Genomic DNA, 17462 nt, shown 5'->3' with positions numbered 1-17462 from the left:
AAGGCTGCCCCGGTTTCAGAACCTCACCGCCTCGATGAACTTCTTCAGTTCCGGGTCCTCAGTGTGGTTGAACGCTTCGTCGGGAGTGGAATTGACGGCGATCTCACCCTGGTGGAAGAAGACGACGCGGTCGGCGGCCTTCGAAGCGAACGCCATGTCATGGGTGACGAGAGCAACCGCAATGCCTTCCTCCTCCTTGAGTCGGCGAAGGACATCGAGGACTTCAGCTGCCACTGGCGGATCGAGGGCAGAGGTGATCTCGTCACAGAGCAGCAGTTTCGGCTGCATCATGAGGGCACGGGCGATAGCAACGCGTTGGCGCTCGCCGCCGGAGAGCTGGACGGGCTTCGACCGGATGTGATCGGACATTCCCACCTCGGCGAGAGCTTTCTCCGCCCGCGCGAGTGCATCGGCCTCCGACATTCCCAGCCTCTTCCTCGGTGCCAGCGTGAGGTTCTTGAGCACATCCATGTGCGGCCACAGAGTGTAGCTCTGAAAGATCATGCCGACATGGGAGTCGACCTGTTTCCACGCCGGCGTGCGCTTCTGATCTTCGAAGACGACCTCACCGTCGAAAACCATTCGACCGTCGTCGGGATCGGTCAGGCCGGCGATAGCCCGGAGCAGGGTCGACTTGCCTGATCCGGAGCGCCCGATGATCACAGTGATATCGCCGGCCCTCATGTCGAAGTCGATGCTCTTCATCACCTCGCGGTCTCCGAAGCTCTTCTGCAGGCCCTGGCAGGAGACGAGAACTTCACCTTTTGCGGCGGTGATCCGCCTGCCTGACCCGCTTGGTACGGTGCCGGTTTCGCTCATGGCTTCACTTTGACCTTTCCGCCGGGCAGCATCTGCACTGCCAGGCCCCTCTTCTTCCGCACACTGCTGCCCATCATCAGGTTGCGCTCGATCTTGCTGAGGATCAGCGATGCGGGGAATGCGATCGCGAAGTACATCAGCGCCGCGACGCTGAGGATTTCAAGAGCGCGATAGGACTCAGTGGCGATCTTGTTCGCAGTGAACATGAGGTCAGCCACTGCGATCGTCGACACGAGAGCCGTGTCCTTGAACAGCGATATGTCGAGCGAGAGGATGACAGGCAACTGCTGTTTGAGGGCCTGCGGGACAATGATGTAGCGGATCTGCTGGAACCGGGTCAGTCGCAGCATCTTCCCCGCCTCGATCTGCTCGACCGGCACCGCTTGGAAACCGGATCGGTAAGCCTCTGCCATGAATGCAGTGAGATTGAGGGTGAGGGCGATGATCGCCGATATCGTCCCGGGAATCGTGATGCCGGTCAGCGTCGGCAGAGCGTAGTAGACCCAGAACAGCTGGACCAGCAACGGCGTGCACCGGAAGATCTCGATGTAGAGCTGCGTGATCCAGCGGACCACCTCGATGTTCGACATCCGCAGCAGTGCCACCGGTACGGCCAGAACCATGCTGAGGACGATGACGATGACCGAGATCTGCAATGTCATGCCCAGGCCCTCGAGCAGCCGGGGGAAGTTGTTCGTGATCACCGACCAGTCGAATTGGTAATTCATGATGGCTCCTCACCGATCACATCGCTCACTTCATTTCGAGATCGCCGAGGTCGGACGGGTCAATGACGCCGGCTTTGTCGAGGGCGGCTTGGAACGAGCCGTCATTCTTTGCATTCTGGATTGCGATGTTGAGGACCTGGAGCGAGCGATCATCGATATCGGAACTGACCCCGTAGTTCGAGTCGCTTTTGAAGATCACCGGGTTGGGTCTGACGATCTTCAGGGATGAGTTCTTCTGAGCGGCATCTGCGAGTGTCGGAAGGTCACCGAACGCCGCGACCGCCCGCCCAGCCTCCATCGCCGTAATCGACTGCGGAATGGCTTCGGCGCTGACGATGTCGACGTCGAATTCCTGGACGCGACGTTCGTACGAAGTTCCCGAGGCAACCGCGATGCCCTGACCGGATTTGATGATGTCGTCGGTTGACTTCAGCCCCGAGTCGGCTTTGACGATCCACACGCCCTCATAGGTATAAACGGGATCGGTGAACTGGATGGCCAAAGATCTTTCGGACGTGGCGTCAAGGTAGGCTCCGACATCGAATCGATCGGCCTGGAGGCCGGACACCATCTTCGACCATTCAGCGGCGACCGGAGTGAACTTCACACCCATCTCGTCAGCCAGGTTCTGCAGTGGCAGGACATTTGGTCCGCCCATCGTGCCGTCGGGCTGCTCGCCTGTCATGGGTGGAGCCGAGGCGATTCCGACCCGCAGTTCGCCCTGGTCCCGGATCTTCTGGAGCCAGGCGCCGTTCTCGGTGCCTCCAGCGGCTCCGCCAGACCGGAAGCCGGCGCCGAAATAGCCGCCGGCGAGGGCCAGCACGATGACCGCGACGATGGCGATGATGATCTGACTTGTCTTGGACATCTTTGCCTCTTTCCGTCATGCTCGACTCCCTCGTCGAGCCCTGGACTGCGTTGTCCGAATGCTCCCCGGCGATCGTCGGGAATGGCAGTGCGGAATCGCACATGTCATACAATCGACCTTATAGCGGATTGATGTGATGTGCGACACATTAAATGAAATTCGACGCAGAAGTGTTGCCATGCGCCGTGATCTGCGTGACTGTCTTAGGTTGTATGACAATTGTTGAGCGATTGCACAATGGGAGATGAGGGTTGCGATGACCAGCGGCGAAGCGGAAGAGCCTCTCGAGACGATCGGTTTCGCGGCGCTCTCGACCGCAATCGAGAACCGTCTGATTCAAGCCGGGGCAAGTTCTGAAGTGTCCCGGATACTGGCACTTAACTGCGCGTCATGTGAACGCGACGGCACTCTCAGCCATGGGGTGTTCCGGGTTCGCGGCTACATCGATTCGCTCACCCGCGGTTGGGCTGACGGCCGGGCGATGCCGGTGGTCGAGGAAGCAGGCGACTCGTTCATCCGCGTCGACGGCCGGAACGGATTCGCACAGCCGGCGCTCGCCGCAGCTAAACCTGCGATCACTGCAGCGATTGAGGGCACTGGAGTTGCAGTGGTCGCCTTGCGCGACTCGCACCATTTCAGTGCACTGTGGCCCGATCTCGAGGTCTTTGCCAGGGACGGGTGCACAGCGATGGCGATGATCGCGAGCGGAAAGCTCGCTGTCGTCCCCGAGGGTGCGCGCAGGCCGGTCTTCAGTACGAACCCGTTCGGCTTCGCCACGCCTGTCGCGGGCACGGATCCCCTCGTATTCGATTTCTCGACATCGTCGATGTCACATGGTGACCTCCAGCTCGCGGCTTCCGACGGAGTCGCCGTGCCGCCGCACACTGGTGTCGACGCTGCAGGAAACGAGTCCGAGGACCCGAAAGCGATCCTCGATGGTGGCGGATTGCGGCCGTTCGGAGGACACAAGGGAGCGTTGCTGTCGCTGATGATCGAGACGCTTGCCGCCGGTCTGACCGGCGGCAGCTTCACTTACGAAGTCGACATGGAGGCTCCCACGGGTGCACACACATTCCGGACCGGACAGCTCTACATCGTCATCGATCCGCGGCGCGGAGGAAACGAGTCTTATCCCGAGCGCGTCGCCTCCTTCATCGACATGCTCAGGGAGGCTGGAATGGACCGACTCCCTGCCGATCGCCGCTATGCCAACCGGGCAGCGGCTGAAGCGCGCGGTATTCCCATGTCTGAGGAAATACGGGCTCTCCTCGCTGGGGAATGACTGGTCATCATTTGCCTGCAGGTGGCCGTGCGCGGTCTGCAGTTCAACCGGGATGTCTTGAACGCAGCCGTTCGAGCCCCGCCCAACGCTCACCGTGCCTGCATCCGCCACCACAGCAGGGCGACGTGGAGAGCGGTGCGTGACTCGGCGTCGTCGAGGGAGACGCCGAGGCGCTCCTCGAGTTTCGCCAGCCGCGCGTAGAGGGCGGGGCGAGAGAGGAATCCTGCCCGCGCGAGCGCCGACTTGTTGCCGCCGTGGGTGAGGGCGAGGTCGAGGAAATCGAGCATCTGTTCATCCCCGTCGAGCAGCGGCCCGAGCTCGCCCTCGGCGAAGGCCCGCAGGCGCGGGTCCTCACCGAGCACGGCGAGCAGACCGCGCAGCCGCACATCGGCGGAACGGTAGAAGAGCCGCTCGCGGACCTCGAGCGTCGAGGCCGCCTCGGCGACCTGCGCGGCAGTGGGGAGTCTGCCGATGGCCGCGATGAGCGACACGTCGCTGCGTCCGACGCCCACGGTCCACGTGACATCGAGGTCGGGCAGCGCGGAGAACACGCGGTCGAGGACCTTCGTCTCGTCGCGACGGCCGGGCAGCGCGAGGATGAGGCCGAACGAACCCGACTGCAGCTGGGCGGAGACGACGGCGAGGTCGGCCCGGGCGGCCGCCTCGGTGACCTCCGTGATGACAGCGCGCTCCCAGAGCTGAATCCGCGTCGGATCGGCCGCCGGATCGTGGTCGATGCGCACGACGACCGGAACGAGACGAGCCCCGGCGGGCGGATCGAAGCCGAGCGATCGCGCACGAACCCGCACCTCACCTTCGTCGTCGTGGCGCGCATCGAGGATGTCCCGGACGAAACCGCTCTGCGCCTGCAGGACGAGGTCACGCTCATCGCGTTCGGCCATCCGGGTGAGCGTGAGCGCCTGGGCGGCGCGCTCGACGATCTGTTCGACATCCGGCACAGCGGTGCGCGTGATACCCGGCACGACGAGACGGCCCCAGCGGCGGGCGCGCAGGCCCACGGGCAGGGAATGCCAACGGCGGTCGACGCCGAGGTGACCGCCGGGCACCGACGAACCCGCACCGAGGCGGCCGCCGGGCTCCACGCGGTCACGGCTCTCCGTGCGTCCCGCACCCGTCTCGACGACGAGATCCTTCCACTGGGCGGCAAGGGCCTCCGATCCGTCACCGGCATGCGCGAGCACCCGGTGACTGACGTCCTCGAGGATGACGGGGGCACCGAGGAGGGCGGCCGTGCGCGCGACGATCACCCCGACCTCGGCCCGCTCGAGACTGAGCTGGGTGTACGTCTCGTGGATCTCCCGGGCCCGTTCGAGACGGCCGAGCTGCAGACCGAGCAGCGCCCGATGCGCGAGTTCGGTGATGCGGACGAACTTGATCCGACGCCGCAGGCAGATGACGGGCAGGCTCCGGCCTTCGGCGGCGGCGCGGAGCACCGCGACCGCGGCGTCATCAGGCGTCGAGTCGTCGTTGACGAGTTCGACGACGACTCCGGCGGCGCCGGCGTGCGCGAGCTGATCGAGGAACTGCGCCATCGCCGCAGCCGACCGGCGGAACGTCTGCGCCGTGGTGAGCACGAGCTCCCCGCCTTCGAGGAACCGTTCGACCTCGGGCGCATCGGCGATGTGGATCCACCGGACCGGGCGGTCGAGACGCTCGCCACCGGAGAGGACCTCGGGACCGCCGGCGCGGATCTCCCCGAAGTCGAGCACGTCGGCGACGACGAGGCCACCGGCACGGTCGGCCTCCGCCGTCCCCGCGGTGTCCCTCGCGCCCTGTTCACCGCCATCGATCGTCATTGACACAGTGTAAATCTGGCTTCGCCGATACTGACACTCTGACACTGACGTCGCAGCGCCTCGGCGACGAAGATGAGAAGACGCACCTCTGCCGTCGACGTCGAAGGAACCCCCTCATGCCCGCCATCTCCCATTGGATCAACGGCCGCCCCGAGACCCTCGGTGCGGACACCCGCCTCGGTCAGGTGACGAACCCGGCGACCGGACAGGTCACCGGTGAGGTCGCGCTCGCCGACAAGGCCACCACGGACGCCGCGATCGCTGCGGCCGCGGCCGCCTTCCCCGCCTGGCGCGACACCTCGCTGGCGAAGCGCACCGCGACCCTCTTCGCCTTCCGGGAGCTGCTCAACTCCCGCAAGGCCGAACTCGCCGAGATCATCACCGCCGAACACGGGAAGGTGCTCTCCGATGCCATGGGCGAGATCGCCCGCGGCCAGGAGGTCGTCGAATTCGCGTGCGGCATCTCAGGTCTCCTCAAGGGCGGCTTCTCGGAGAACGTCTCCTCGACCGTCGACGTCCACTCGCTGCGACAGCCGCTCGGCGTCGCCGCGATCATCTCGCCGTTCAACTTCCCGGCGATGGTGCCGATGTGGTTCTTCCCCATCGCCATCGCCGCCGGCAACACCGTCGTCCTCAAGCCCAGCGAGAAGGACCCGAGTGCCGCGAACTGGCTCGCCGAGCTCTGGCAGGAAGCCGGCCTGCCCGACGGCGTGTTCAACGTCCTCCACGGTGACAAGGAAGCCGTGGACACACTGCTGACCAGCCCGGACGTCGCCTCGGTGTCCTTCGTCGGGTCGACTCCGATCGCCCGGTACGTCTACGAGACGGGCACTGCGAGCGGCAAGCGGGTGCAGGCGCTCGGCGGCGCGAAGAACCACATGCTCGTCCTCCCCGACGCCGACCTCGACCTTGCCGCCGACGCCGCCGTCAACGCCGGGTACGGCGCTGCCGGGGAGCGGTGCATGGCGATCTCCGTCGTCGTCGCCGTCGACTCGATCGCCGATGAGCTCGTGGCGAAGATCGCCGAACGCACGCGGACCCTGCGCATCGGCGACGGTCGGGACGAGCCGGACATGGGCCCGCTCATCACCGCAGCCCACCGCGACAAGGTGTCCGGGTACATCGATGCCGGCGCCGAGGCGGGGGCCACTGTCGTCCTCGACGGGCGCGATAACCTGCCCGCGGACGGGTTCTTCCTCAATCCGACGCTCTTCGACAACGTCACCTTCGACATGTCGATCTACACCGACGAGATCTTCGGGCCGGTGCTCTCCGTCGTCCGGGTCCCCGGCTATGACGAGGGACTCGACCTCATCAACGCCAACCCCTACGGCAACGGCACCGCGATCTTCACCAACGACGGCGGCGCCGCCCGCCGCTACGAGCGGGAGGTCGAGGTCGGGATGGTCGGCGTCAACGTCCCGATCCCCGTGCCCGTCGGCTGCTACTCGTTCGGCGGCTGGAAGAACTCCCTCTTCGGCGACACTCACGCCTACGGTGACGAGGGCGTCCACTTCTTCACCCGCGGCAAGGTCGTCACCTCCCGCTGGCTCGATCCCAGCCACGGCGGCCTCAACCTCGGCTTCCCGACCCACGACTGACAAGGACACGACGATGACGACGACCATCGACAGCGCAGACACCCCGACCACCCCCACCGAGGCGGCCCCCACCTCGGCGATCACCGCCGATCAGCTCGCCGCCGGGCGCCGCGCGTACGACCTCGATCGCCGGCACGTCTTCCACTCGTGGCAGGCACAGGGCACCTTCGACCCGATGACCGTCGTCGCGGCGGAGGGCTCGCACGTCTGGGACGGGGAGGGGCGGAAGCTCCTCGACTTCTCCTCGCAGCTGGTCAACACGAACATCGGACACCAGCATCCGACGGTCGTCGCCGCCGTCCAGGAGCAGGCGGCGCGGCTGTGCACGATCGCCCCGCAGCACGTCAACGACGCCCGCTCCGAGGCCGCGCGACTCATCGCCGAGCTCACCCCCGGCGACCTCGACCACGTGTTCTTCACCAACGGCGGCGCCGACGCGAACGAGCACGCGATCCGCATGGCCCGCCTGCACACTGGTCGGACGAAGGTGCTCTCGGCCTACCGCAGCTACCACGGCGGCACGCAGCTCGCCGTCAACGTCACCGGCGACCCGCGGCGGTTCCCCAACGACTACTCGGCCGAAGGCGTCGTCCACTTCATGCCCGCCTACCAGTACCGCTCGTACTTCGGGGCGACGACCGAGGCCGAGGAGACGGAGCGGGCGCTGCGCCACCTCGAGGACCTCATCGTCCTCGAGGGGCCGGCGAACATTGCCGCCCTCGTCCTCGAGACCGTGCCCGGCACCGCCGGCATCTACGGTCCGCCCGCCGGGTACCTCGAAGGGGTCCGCGAGCTCACCGCGAAGCACGGGATCGTCTACATCGCCGACGAGGTGATGGCCGGATTCGGGCGCACGGGCCGCTGGTTCGCCGTCGACCGCTGGGATGTCACCCCCGACCTCATCACGTTCGCGAAGGGGGTCAACTCCGGGTACGTGCCGCTCGGCGGGGTCGCGATCTCCGCCGCGATCGCCGAGACCTTCCGAGATCGCGCCTACCCCGGCGGGCTGACGTACTCGGGGCATCCGCTCGCGTGCGCGGCGGCCGTCGCGACGATCGGCGCGATGCGGGAGGAGGGGATGGTGGAGAATGCCGACCGCCTCGGCGCCGAGGTGATCGGACCGACCCTGCATGAGCTCGCGTCCCGGCATCCGTCCGTCGGCGATGTCCGCGGCATGGGCTGCTTCTGGGCCGTCGAACTCGTCCGCAACCGCGAGACGAAGGAGCCGCTGGCCGCGTACGGCGGGAGCTCGCCGGAGATGAACGAGGTCATCGCCGCGCTCAAGGCCGGCGGGGTCCTCCCGTTCGCGAACTTCAACCGCATCCACATCGTCCCGCCGCTCAACACCCCGGACGCCGAGGTGCGCGCGGGCCTCGCGGTGCTCGAAGAGGCGCTCAGCATCGCCGACCGGTACGTCGACTGACCTGAGATGACGGCCTGCGCCGGGGTGGCACGGTCGAGATCACGCGGAGCCGCCTCGGCGAGGTCATCGGGGGCACCCGGGCCGCTGCTCGGGGACGAGGTCGGCCGCCTCGGCGAGGTCGGGGCGACAACCTCCCTGGATGTGAAAGCTGATACAGTCGGACCGTTTGCTCTGCTGTTTCTCCAGTTGGGAGATGAACGCAGGGTGAACTGGGTGGCCAGGCGCTGAAAAGTGGGTGAAGTTCCGACTTCGGACGCTGTAGACTCGCACCTGGTTGAGCTCGCAGTCCGTCGGCTCGGCCGTCTCCCGTCCTCATAGTGTCTACATCCAAGGTCGCTGAGTGGAAATCTTCTTCGTTGTCGTGCTCGTCGTCGCACTGGCGCTCTTCTTCGACTTCACCAATGGCTTCCACGACACGGCCAATGCGATGGCGACGCCGATCGCCACCGGCGCGATCAAGCCGAAGGCCGCTGTCACCCTCGCCGCGATCCTCAATCTCATCGGGGCCTTCCTCTCCACCGAGGTGGCGAAGACGATCTCCGGCGGGATCATCAGAGAGGGTAACGGGGGAGTCCAGATCACTCCCGAGTTCATCCTCGCCGGCCTCATCGGCGCGATCATCTGGAACATGGCGACGTGGCGCTTCGGGCTGCCGTCCTCGTCGTCGCACGCGCTCTTCGGCGGTCTCATCGGCGCGGCCATCGTCGGCGCGGGCGTGAACTCCGTCGACTTCGGCGTCTTCCTCTCCAAGGTCGTCATCCCCGCGATCGCCGCCCCGCTCATCGCCGGCATCAGCGCCTACATGTGCACGCGCCTGGCCTACTACATCACGCGGCGCAACGGTGACGGCCAGACCGCGCACCGGGCGCCGTTCAAGTACGGGCAGATCTTCAGCTCCTCGCTCGTCGCGCTCGCCCACGGCACGAACGACGCGCAGAAGACGATGGGCGTCATCACCCTCGTCCTCATCTCCGCGAACCTGCAGGAAGGCGGCACCGGTCCGCAGTTCTGGGTCATCGTCACGTGTGCGTTCGCGATCGCCTTCGGCACGTACGTGGGCGGCTGGCGCATCATCGACACGCTCGGCACGAAGCTCACCACCGTCAAGCCCGCCCAGGGTCTGTCCGCCGAGACCTCGACGGCCGCGGCGATCCTCGCCTCCTCGCACCTCGGCTTCGCGCTGTCGACGACGCAGGTCGCCTCCGGGTCGGTGCTCGGGTCCGGGCTCGGTCGCAAGGGCGCCGACGTCCGCTGGTCGACGGCCGGGCGGATCGCCTCGGGGTGGCTGCTGACGATCCCGGCCGCCGGCATCGTCGGGGCCGCCGCCGCGGGCGTCGCGTACTTCGGTCTCTTCGGCGTCCTCGTCGACACGGCCGTGGCCGTCGCCGTCGTGCTGTGGATCTACCTCAGCTCGCGGCGGGCGAAGGAGACCGAGATCTCGAACTTCGACACCGTCGGCGAGGCGGTCAACGTCCGCGGTCGCAAGCGCAAACTTCGCCAGGACCGCAACCGCAAGCGCGCCGCGGCCAAGCGTGAGGCCCGCACCGAGGCGATGGAGAAGAAAGCGGCGGCGAAGCAGGCCCGCAAGGCGCAGGCACGACGCGGGAACGCAAGGAACGGCGGCCCGGGAAGCAATGGCGCGGGGAACGGCAGTGGCAGCGGTACCGGAGTCGGTGCTGACGGAGTCGGTGTCGGCGTGGCTGACGCAGGAGCGCGCGGCGCGGATCGAACCGACGGCACCGATGCCGCCGATCTGACCGGGGCTGATGCCATCGGCCGGGACGCTTCGAACGACAAGGGAGACGCGAAATGATCGAATGGAGCTCCTTCGCCGTCGTCGCCATTGCGACGTGGGTGTCCTCGCTCGTCGTCATCGGACTGTTCTCGACTGCCGTGCGCATGCGCGCCGTGCACATCGACCAGATCGCGGAGGGCCATCCCAACCCGCTGCTCAAGCTCGGCTACTGGGCGGTCTTCGGGGTCTGCGGCCTCCTCGTCCTCTACGGCGTCTATCTCATCGTCCCGGCACTCAGCGGAAGCTGAGCACACCGTCACCGAGGCGCCCCCGGCCGGGCCGCTGGCTCCTCAGAGGCCAAGTGCGCTCAGTTCGCCCACGCACGCCTCGCAACAGCACACACAACTAACAGCCGCACGCACAACCCACAGCGGCACGCACTGCTCGTGGCTCGCCACCTCCTCGGTGGAGCGCTGAATGCTCCCCGTGCAGGCGGTGTTCATCGAGCTCCGAGTGCGGGACATCAATACGCGACTTCCGCTCCCACTCCGCTTGCCACCCGCTCCGTTCGCCGCCGCAGCGAACCTCGGGTGAATGTGACGATCCCCCGACCACCTCGGCGGTGATCGGGGGATCTGTCGGTTCAGGCGACGGCGAGGCCGAAGCGCTCAGCCGACGGCGTCAGGAGCTCAGCCTCAGGCGAGGCCCAGGTGCTTGCGGAGCTTGTCGACCTCGGCGCGGAGTTCGGCGGGAACCGAATCGCCGAGTTCGGCGTACCATTCCTCGATCGAGGCGAGCTCGGTCTCCCACTCCTCGGGCTTGATCGCGAGCGCCTTGCGCAGCTGCTCCTCGGTGAAGTCGAGTCCTTCGGTGTCGAGGCCGCCTTCGGCCGGGGTGAAGCCGAGCGGGGACTCAGCGGCGTCGACGGTGCCATTGACACGTTCGAAGACCCACTTGAGCACGCGCGAGTTCTCCGAGAAGCCGGGCCACAAGAACGAGTTGTCGTCGTCGCGACGGAACCAGTTGACGTAGAAGATCTTCGGCAGCTTCGCTCCGTCGGTCTGGCCGATGTTGAGCCAGTGCTGGAGGTAGTCGCCGACGTTGTAGCCGATGAACGGCCGCATCGCCATGGGATCGCGGCGGACGACGCCGACAGCGCCGGTCGCGGCAGCGGTGGTCTCCGAGGAGAGCACCGAGCCCATGAACACGCCGTGGTTCCAGTCGCGGGTCTCGGTGACGAGCGGCATCGTCGTCTTGCGGCGTCCGCCGAAGAGGATCGCCGAGATCGGCACACCGTTGGGGTTCTGCCACTCGGGCGCGAGCGTGGGCACGTTCGAGATCGGGGTGCAGAAGCGCGAGTTCGGGTGGGCGGCCGGGGTCTCCGAGTCCGGAGTCCAGTCGTTGCCGCGCCAGTCGGTGAGGTGCGCGGGCTTCTCGTCGGTCTTGCCCTCCCACCACACGTCGCCGTCGTCGGTGAGCGCCACGTTCGTGAAGATGTTGCCGCCGGCCTCGATCGCGTGCATCGCGGTCGGGTTCGTCGAGTAGCCGGTGCCCGGCGCCACGCCGAAGAGACCGAACTCGGGGTTGACGGCGTAGAGCTGGCCGTCTTCACCGAAGCGCATCCAGGCGATGTCGTCGCCGAGGGTCTCGGCCTTCCAACCGGGAATCGTCGGCTCGATCATCGCGAGGTTCGTCTTGCCGCAGGCCGATGGGAACGCCGCGGCGATGTACTTGACCTCGCCTTCCGGGTTCGTCAGCTTGAGGATGAGCATGTGCTCGGCCAGCCAGCCCTCGTCGTGGGCGATCGCCGAGGCGATGCGCAGCGCGTAGCACTTCTTGCCGAGCAGCGCGTTGCCGCCGTAGCCGGAGCCGAACGACCAGATCGAGCGCTCCTCCGGGAAATGGGTGATGTACTTCGTCGAGTTGTTCGGCCAGGCGACGTCCTCCTCGCCCTCGGCGAGCGGGGCGCCGACGGAGTGGACGCACTCGACGAAGCCCGCGTCCTGCGCGTCGATCGCATCGAGGGCGTACTTGCCCGAGCGAGCCATGATGAGCATGGAGAGCACGACGTAGGGCGAATCGGTGACCTCGATGCCGAACATCGGCTGGTCCGCCTCGGCGAGGCCCATGACGAACGGGATGACGTACATCGTGCGTCCGCGCATCGAGCCCTCGAAGAGACCGTCCAACGTCTGCTTCATCTCGGCGGGGGCGACCCAGTTGTTGAGTGCGCCGGCATCCTTCTCATCGACCGAGCAGATGTAGGTGCGGTCCTCGACGCGGGCGACGTCCTCGGGGTCCGAGGCTGCGTAGTAGGAGTCCTTCGTGCCGGTGAGGGCCACGAGCGTCCCGGCGTCGACGAGCTGCTGCGTGATGAGGGCCTTCTGGCCCTCGGAGCCGTCGATCCAGACGATGTCGTCGGGGGTCGTGAGGTGGGCGATCCGGCTGACGAACGAGAGCACCTTCTCGTTCTTCGTCGGTGCGTTCTTCAGCTGGTCAGCGACGACGTCATGGTCGAGGACTGTCATGAGTGGTCTCCTGGTCGATCGGGGTTTGACGACATTGGGGAGGATGTCGAGCGGTGGTTACACAACCACGGTAGGGTGGCGGCAGAGGCGGACATCACCGGTTTTCGGCAACCGAAGATGTGCATTGGGCCACAAAGACGGGGTCGCTGACGTGAATGCATCATTTGACCGACGTGTTTTTGCATAGCAATGACGGATAGTTGCAGATCCTGACTTTCGTTGAAAATTGCATCACCGTTCACCTCGCCGAGGTTGTCCGCCCGCCCGTTTGTCCGGCGTTTCCCGCCGGTTGGGTCACTCGAGGGTCACGATTGCCAGCAGAATCGGTTCGCGGGGATCGACTGGTGTTCACAGGACGCTCGGCTCCGGGGATCCCGGGCGACGGCTCCCGCCGCTGCGCATCTCGAGCCCGGCGAAAACTGTGGCGAAGGGCACTGCCGGGGATTTGAGGTCGGGTGAACATCCTGTGTATAGTTGTTCGAGTTGCAGGGCGGAAGTCCGGTCGACATGCGCCACTAGCTCAACGGATAGAGCATCTGACTACGGATCAGAAGGTTGGGGGTTCGAATCCCTCGTGGCGCACCGCAGAAGGCCTCTCACCAGGAGAAAGATCCGGTGAGGGGCCTTCGTCGATTCCCTTGGCTGAAGCCGGATCAGCTCCATGGGGCGAACTCGATCAGCGGTTGCCCAGCAGCTAGATCGACGGCCAGGTCCTGAGCGACATGGAGGTGGAGTCACGGATGATGTGTTCACGGAGGCCGCATGAGTGACGTCGACAGCCCGGAATCCTCGAGGCAGGTTCCGGCGACACTCGCCTCGACAATCCCCGTCGGCTTCGCACTGCCGGTCGATATCCTCGAGTTCACCGGTCCGGACCCCGAACCGATCTGGCTCAATGAGGCCGGGGGAGTGACGGTGCGCTTCGACGGTGACACGGCGGGAGACGGCACCCGCCTCCGGTACCTCAAGCGCAACCCGTTGCCGAGCAGTGAGGATCTCGCGCTCGAGGGGGAGAAGCTCGAGTGGCTGACTGCCCGGCATCCCGCCCCGCGCGTCGTCGACTATGTCCGTCGAGGCGATGCCGAGTTCCTCATCACCGAGGCGATCCCCGGCGCCAACGCGGTCGCCGCCGTGAACACAGCGCGGGCGAACACCGCGATCGCGGCCATCGGCGAAGGCCTGCGCCGCCTTCACGAGCTGCCCGTCGACGACTGCCCGTGGACGTGGTCCGTCTCGGACCGACTGCAGACTGCCGAGGCCGAGCGGGCGAGCACTCTCGGCCCGGCCCCGGAGATCGACCGCCTCGTCGTCTGCCACGGCGACCCGTGTGCCCCGAACACCCTGCTCGATGCGACTGGCACGTTCGTCGGGCACGTCGATATGCAGCGCCTCGGCGTCGCCGACCGCTGGGCCGACCTCGCGGTGACGACGATGTCGTTCGGCTGGAACTACGACGAGTTCGACGAGGCGGTCTTCTGGGACGCCTACGGCATCGCCCCGGACGAGCCGAGGATCCGGTACTACCGCGAGCTGTGGGACGCGGAGTAGGTCTGCCGCACACCGAGGCGGTCAGCCCGGTCCGTGCCGCGTCTCCTCAGCTCTCCTCCCCGATCTTCACGGCGAGCACCGGCACCGGGGAGTCGAGCAGGAGGCGCTGACTCACCGATCCCATGAGGGCCTTGCCGACGCGGGACCGGCGCTTCATGCCGATGACGAGGCGGGAGACATCCGAGCGGTCGTCGAGTTCGTCGAGGACCGCCTCGGCGGGATCACGGTCACCCCTCCCGCGCCGGTCGACGAGTTCGTACGGCACCTCGGAGGCGTCGAGCGTCGTCGTGTCGAACGTCGACTGGATGCCGAGCGGGATGACGATGAGGCCGGTGTCGAAATGGCGGGCTTCGCTGATCGCCGCCGTCAACGCCGCCTCGGCGGTCTGGTTGTCGGGAACTGCCACCATGATGGCCATGGCTTCTCCTTCTGATCGGAGTGGGTCTGATCGGGGTGGGTGCGCCGGGCGGGGAGTACCGGCAGATCGTGTCTTCGCTCATTCTCGCCGAAGCGGCTCGGAACAGCACGTGGTCAACCGTCCGCGCGGAGGATGCGAAGGCCTCTGCCGGCGACGACGCCCGGGAAGAACTGGGCGTCGACACTCCAGCTCACTGCCCGTATTTTGTGCGGAACTCCTCCTCGAGGTCCTCGAGTGTCTTGTCCCGGGTCTCCGGCAGCATCGTGATGAGGAAGACGAGCGCGAGGACGCCGCAGCCTGCCAGCAGGAAGAACGTCGCAGAGATCCCCAGCGATGCCACGACCGGCGGGAAGAACTGAGCGACAGCGGCGTTGGCCATCCACAGTGCGAAGACGCAGATGCCCATCGCGAACGACCGGATCTTCAGCGGGAAGATCTCCGAGAGCATGAGCCAGGTCAGCGGCCCGATCGTCCCCTGCATTGAGAAGACGAAGAGAATGACGAATGCGAGGATCGCGTAGGCCTTGAACTGGCCTTCCGGGAGGAACGCGGCCGAGAGGCCGATGAGGATGTGGAAGAAGGTCGTCAGCATGAAGCCGCCGATGAGCATCTTCCGCCGAGGCAGCTTGTTGATGAGCAGAATGCCGACGGTGACGCCAATGACCGAGGCCAGCCCGTTGAGAGTATTCGCGACGATCGCGGCGTCAGCGGAGAATCCGGCGTCGGTGAGCAGCTGCGTGCCGTAATACATCACGGCATTGATGCCCGAGAACTGCGAGGCGACTCCGACCCCGACGCCGATGATGACGAGCCGCAGCACCCACTTCGAGGCGAGGTCGGAGAGACCGCCGGTCTTCGACTTCTCCTCCTCCTCGGCGAGCAGTTCGACCTCCTTCATCTCCGCCTCGGCGCGTTCGGTCGATCGCACTTGCTTGAGCACCTCGAAGGCCTGTTCGTCGCGGTGCTTCGAGATCAGCCAGCGTGGACTCTCCGGGAGGAAGAGCATGCCGATGAGCAGCGCGATCGCAGGGAGCACGGCGACGGCGAGCATGTAGCGCCAGACTCCGTCGTGCTCACCCCAGATGTTGAAGATGATCGCGTTGATGACGAAGGCTGCGAACTGACCGGAAACGATCATCACCTCATTGCGGGTGACGAGCGAACCGCGCTTCTCGAACGGAGAGAGCTCAGCGAGATAGACGGGCACTGTCGTCGATGCCGCCCCGACGGCGAGTCCGAGAACGAACCGGGCACCGGCGAGGAACTCCCACGTCGGTGCGAGCGCGCACGCCAGCGTGCCGACGATGAAGAAGAACGAGAGCAGCAGGATGTTCGAGCGTCGGCCGAAGGCGTCGGAGAGCCGGCCGCCGATGATCGCACCGAAGGCCGCGCCGATCGTGAGGAAGCTGACGACGAGACCCTCGGTGCGCGGGGTCAGCCCGAAGTCCTGGGTGAGCGGCTCGAGGGCGCCGTTGACGACACCCGTGTCGTAGCCGAAGAGCAGGCCGCCGAACGTCGCGACGACGGCGATGATGCCCAGTCGCGAGGTGTGCGGCCCCTTCGTGTCCGGGGGCAGGTCCACCAGGGATTTCTGTTGTCCGCTCATGGCGATCACTCTCCTTCGAATGACGTGCGTCCCGGCGCCCGTGCGGCGCCGTGCCTGGATTCGAGCAATGGTTGGGGACGGAACCGCGGATGCGGTCCCGCAGGGAACAGGGCTGATGGGGTCAGGTGGTGCGTGGTCGGATGGTCAGCGCCGAGGCTGCGGCGGGTAGCCCGAGGCGATCAGGTGGTGCGTGCGGTCGTCAGTCGGCATCGCCTCCGTGCCGGGCGACGAGGTCGTCGATCGTCGTCTTCTGGTACCGGGTGACCGCGTCGTTGTTCTCGTTCTCCCCGAAGACGTTGGAGACGATGAGCGCATCGGGCCGGTCGAGGAACCCGGACTCGCCGAGGCGGCTGAAGAGGGCCTCGAAATCGACGTCCCCGTCGCCGACCTTGAGGTGCTGGTGCACCCGCGCCGAGGTGGTCGGCGGGTTCGCGATGTATCGCAGCCCGTGTGAGGCCCGGTGGTCGAAGGCGTCGGAGATGTAGACGGCCCGCAGGCGATCGCCGAGTTCGGGAACGAGGGTGTCGAGGCAGTCGCCGTAGTGGAAGGTGTGCGGGGCGACGTAGACGAAGCCGATCGCGTCCGAGTCGAGGCCGCGCAGCACCCGCCACGCCTCGTGCCCGTCCTCGACGAAGTCGTCGGGGTGCGGATCGAAGTTGAGTCTGAGCCCCTCCCGCTCGATGACGGGCAGGATCTCATCCATCGATCGGTAGAACGACTCCTCGGACTCCTCGAAGGACTCGGGGCGGCCGCTGAATTCGGTGTTGATCGTCTCCACCCCGAGGTCGACGGCGATCTCGATGACCCGGAGGAAGTTCCTCACCGCGGCATCCCTCTTCGCCTCATCCGGCCAGGCGATCCGCTGCACCGGCAGCAGGGCGGGGACCGTGATGCCGGCGGCGTCGACGCTGCGAGCGAACCGGGCGATGAGGTCGCGGTCCATCTTCGGGTAGCGGAAGTGCGTCGCGAAGTCCGGATGCGGGGTCAGCTGCATGTGCTCGAACCCGAGGTCGGCGGTCGCGGCCGCGAAGTCGAGCAGCCGGTGCGTGTGGTGCAACGGGGTGGGGTCGTAGGCGAGCTTCATGATCG

14 protein-coding genes and 1 tRNA gene are annotated in these 17462 nt (G+C 66.3%); 7 read left to right on the top strand and 8 right to left on the bottom strand.

Going from position 1 to position 17462, the window contains the following annotated elements:
- Window positions 1–15 precede the first annotated feature (15 nt).
- Genes FFS20_RS08380 through FFS20_RS08370 form a run of 3 tightly spaced genes read right to left on the bottom strand, consistent with a single transcriptional unit; the run spans window position 16 to window position 2415 of the window.
- Complete coding sequence (locus FFS20_RS08380) at window positions 16–819, bottom strand: ATP-binding cassette domain-containing protein (protein ID WP_137825405.1); 804 nt, start codon at window positions 817–819, stop codon at window positions 16–18.
- A complete protein-coding gene (locus FFS20_RS08375) occupies window positions 816–1547 on the bottom strand; it encodes an amino acid ABC transporter permease (RefSeq protein WP_137825404.1) in 732 nt (243 codons plus the stop codon). The genes FFS20_RS08380 and FFS20_RS08375 overlap by 4 nt, the downstream gene beginning before the upstream one ends.
- A 25-nt stretch (window positions 1548–1572) precedes the next feature.
- On the bottom strand, window positions 1573–2415 hold the full coding sequence (locus FFS20_RS08370) for a transporter substrate-binding domain-containing protein (protein WP_137825403.1): 843 nt from the start codon (window positions 2413–2415) through the stop codon (window positions 1573–1575).
- Between the two features lie 256 nt (window positions 2416–2671).
- Here FFS20_RS08370 and FFS20_RS08365 point away from each other — a divergent pair, with 256 nt between their 5' ends.
- Window positions 2672–3697 (top strand): Ldh family oxidoreductase, encoded by a 1026-nt coding sequence (locus FFS20_RS08365; RefSeq protein ID WP_137825402.1) that lies wholly within the window; start codon window positions 2672–2674, stop codon window positions 3695–3697.
- Between the two features lie 89 nt (window positions 3698–3786).
- Here the strand turns inward: FFS20_RS08365 and FFS20_RS08360 are convergent, their stop codons facing one another.
- On the bottom strand, window positions 3787–5514 hold the full coding sequence (locus FFS20_RS08360; protein WP_137825401.1) for a PucR family transcriptional regulator: 1728 nt from the start codon (window positions 5512–5514) through the stop codon (window positions 3787–3789).
- A gap of 116 nt (window positions 5515–5630) precedes the next feature.
- On the opposite strand from FFS20_RS08360, the gene FFS20_RS08355 reads away from it, so the two are divergent.
- The 4 genes from FFS20_RS08355 to FFS20_RS08340 all read left to right on the top strand — a co-directional run bounded on the left by FFS20_RS08355 (window position 5631) and on the right by FFS20_RS08340 (window position 10581).
- Window positions 5631–7115 (top strand): CoA-acylating methylmalonate-semialdehyde dehydrogenase, encoded by a 1485-nt coding sequence (locus FFS20_RS08355; protein ID WP_137825400.1) that lies wholly within the window; start codon window positions 5631–5633, stop codon window positions 7113–7115.
- Window positions 7116–7128: 13 nt separating this feature from the next.
- The gene (locus FFS20_RS08350) at window positions 7129–8538 is read left to right on the top strand and encodes an aspartate aminotransferase family protein (RefSeq protein ID WP_249356742.1); all 1410 of its coding nucleotides are present in this window, start codon (window positions 7129–7131) and stop codon (window positions 8536–8538) included.
- A 340-nt stretch (window positions 8539–8878) separates the two neighbouring features.
- The gene (locus FFS20_RS08345; protein ID WP_137825399.1) at window positions 8879–10351 is read left to right on the top strand and encodes an inorganic phosphate transporter; all 1473 of its coding nucleotides are present in this window, start codon (window positions 8879–8881) and stop codon (window positions 10349–10351) included.
- Window positions 10348–10581 carry a hypothetical protein gene (locus FFS20_RS08340; protein ID WP_137825398.1) on the top strand — a complete coding sequence of 78 codons (234 nt, stop codon included), beginning with the start codon at window positions 10348–10350 and terminating at the stop codon, window positions 10579–10581. The genes FFS20_RS08345 and FFS20_RS08340 overlap by 4 nt, the downstream gene beginning before the upstream one ends.
- A 387-nt stretch (window positions 10582–10968) precedes the next feature.
- Here the strand turns inward: FFS20_RS08340 and FFS20_RS08335 are convergent, their stop codons facing one another.
- Entirely contained in the window at window positions 10969–12801 is a 1833-nt protein-coding gene (locus FFS20_RS08335) for a phosphoenolpyruvate carboxykinase (GTP) (protein WP_137825397.1), read from the bottom strand.
- A gap of 509 nt (window positions 12802–13310) precedes the next feature.
- Here FFS20_RS08335 and FFS20_RS08330 point away from each other — a divergent pair.
- Together FFS20_RS08330 and FFS20_RS08325 are read left to right on the top strand one after the other, a co-directional pair.
- Window positions 13311–13383, top strand: a tRNA-Arg gene (locus FFS20_RS08330).
- A 180-nt stretch (window positions 13384–13563) separates the two neighbouring features.
- Window positions 13564–14349 carry an aminoglycoside 3'-phosphotransferase gene (locus FFS20_RS08325; protein WP_137825396.1) on the top strand — a complete coding sequence of 262 codons (786 nt, stop codon included), beginning with the start codon at window positions 13564–13566 and terminating at the stop codon, window positions 14347–14349.
- A gap of 46 nt (window positions 14350–14395) precedes the next feature.
- Here FFS20_RS08325 and FFS20_RS08320 read toward each other — a convergent pair whose 3' ends face one another.
- The 3 genes from FFS20_RS08320 to FFS20_RS08310 form a co-directional block, all read right to left on the bottom strand.
- Window positions 14396–14767 carry a universal stress protein gene (locus FFS20_RS08320; protein WP_137825395.1) on the bottom strand — a complete coding sequence of 124 codons (372 nt, stop codon included), beginning with the start codon at window positions 14765–14767 and terminating at the stop codon, window positions 14396–14398.
- Between the two features lie 190 nt (window positions 14768–14957).
- Entirely contained in the window at window positions 14958–16373 is a 1416-nt protein-coding gene (locus FFS20_RS08315; RefSeq protein WP_137825394.1) for a sugar porter family MFS transporter, read from the bottom strand.
- A gap of 199 nt (window positions 16374–16572) precedes the next feature.
- The gene (locus FFS20_RS08310; protein ID WP_137825393.1) at window positions 16573–17457 is read right to left on the bottom strand and encodes a sugar phosphate isomerase/epimerase family protein; all 885 of its coding nucleotides are present in this window, start codon (window positions 17455–17457) and stop codon (window positions 16573–16575) included.
- Window positions 17458–17462: the final 5 nt, after the last annotated feature.

This window comes from Brevibacterium sp. 2SA, assembly GCF_005502845.1.
Taxonomy (GTDB): domain Bacteria; phylum Actinomycetota; class Actinomycetes; order Actinomycetales; family Brevibacteriaceae; genus Brevibacterium.
This window is presented reverse-complemented; position numbering and strand designations above follow the sequence as displayed.

Bases quoted from the DNA above. Each gene is read 5' to 3' on its own strand.
- FFS20_RS08380 (WP_137825405.1), bottom strand. From the start codon at position 819: ATGAGCGAAACCGGCACCGTACCAAGCGGGTCAGGCAGGCGGATCACC.
- FFS20_RS08375 (WP_137825404.1), bottom strand. From the start codon at position 1,547: ATGAATTACCAATTCGACTGGTCGGTGATCACGAACAACTTCCCCCGG.
- FFS20_RS08370 (WP_137825403.1), bottom strand. From the start codon at position 2,415: ATGTCCAAGACAAGTCAGATCATCATCGCCATCGTCGCGGTCATCGTG.
- FFS20_RS08365 (WP_137825402.1), top strand. From the start codon at position 2,672: ATGACCAGCGGCGAAGCGGAAGAGCCTCTCGAGACGATCGGTTTCGCG.
- FFS20_RS08360 (WP_137825401.1), bottom strand. From the start codon at position 5,514: ATGACGATCGATGGCGGTGAACAGGGCGCGAGGGACACCGCGGGGACG.
- FFS20_RS08355 (WP_137825400.1), top strand. From the start codon at position 5,631: ATGCCCGCCATCTCCCATTGGATCAACGGCCGCCCCGAGACCCTCGGT.
- FFS20_RS08350 (WP_249356742.1), top strand. From the start codon at position 7,129: ATGACGACGACCATCGACAGCGCAGACACCCCGACCACCCCCACCGAG.
- FFS20_RS08340 (WP_137825398.1), top strand. From the start codon at position 10,348: ATGATCGAATGGAGCTCCTTCGCCGTCGTCGCCATTGCGACGTGGGTG.
- FFS20_RS08335 (WP_137825397.1), bottom strand. From the start codon at position 12,801: ATGACAGTCCTCGACCATGACGTCGTCGCTGACCAGCTGAAGAACGCA.
- FFS20_RS08325 (WP_137825396.1), top strand. From the start codon at position 13,564: ATGAGTGACGTCGACAGCCCGGAATCCTCGAGGCAGGTTCCGGCGACA.
- FFS20_RS08320 (WP_137825395.1), bottom strand. From the start codon at position 14,767: ATGGCCATCATGGTGGCAGTTCCCGACAACCAGACCGCCGAGGCGGCG.
- FFS20_RS08315 (WP_137825394.1), bottom strand. From the start codon at position 16,373: ATGAGCGGACAACAGAAATCCCTGGTGGACCTGCCCCCGGACACGAAG.
- FFS20_RS08310 (WP_137825393.1), bottom strand. From the start codon at position 17,457: ATGAAGCTCGCCTACGACCCCACCCCGTTGCACCACACGCACCGGCTG.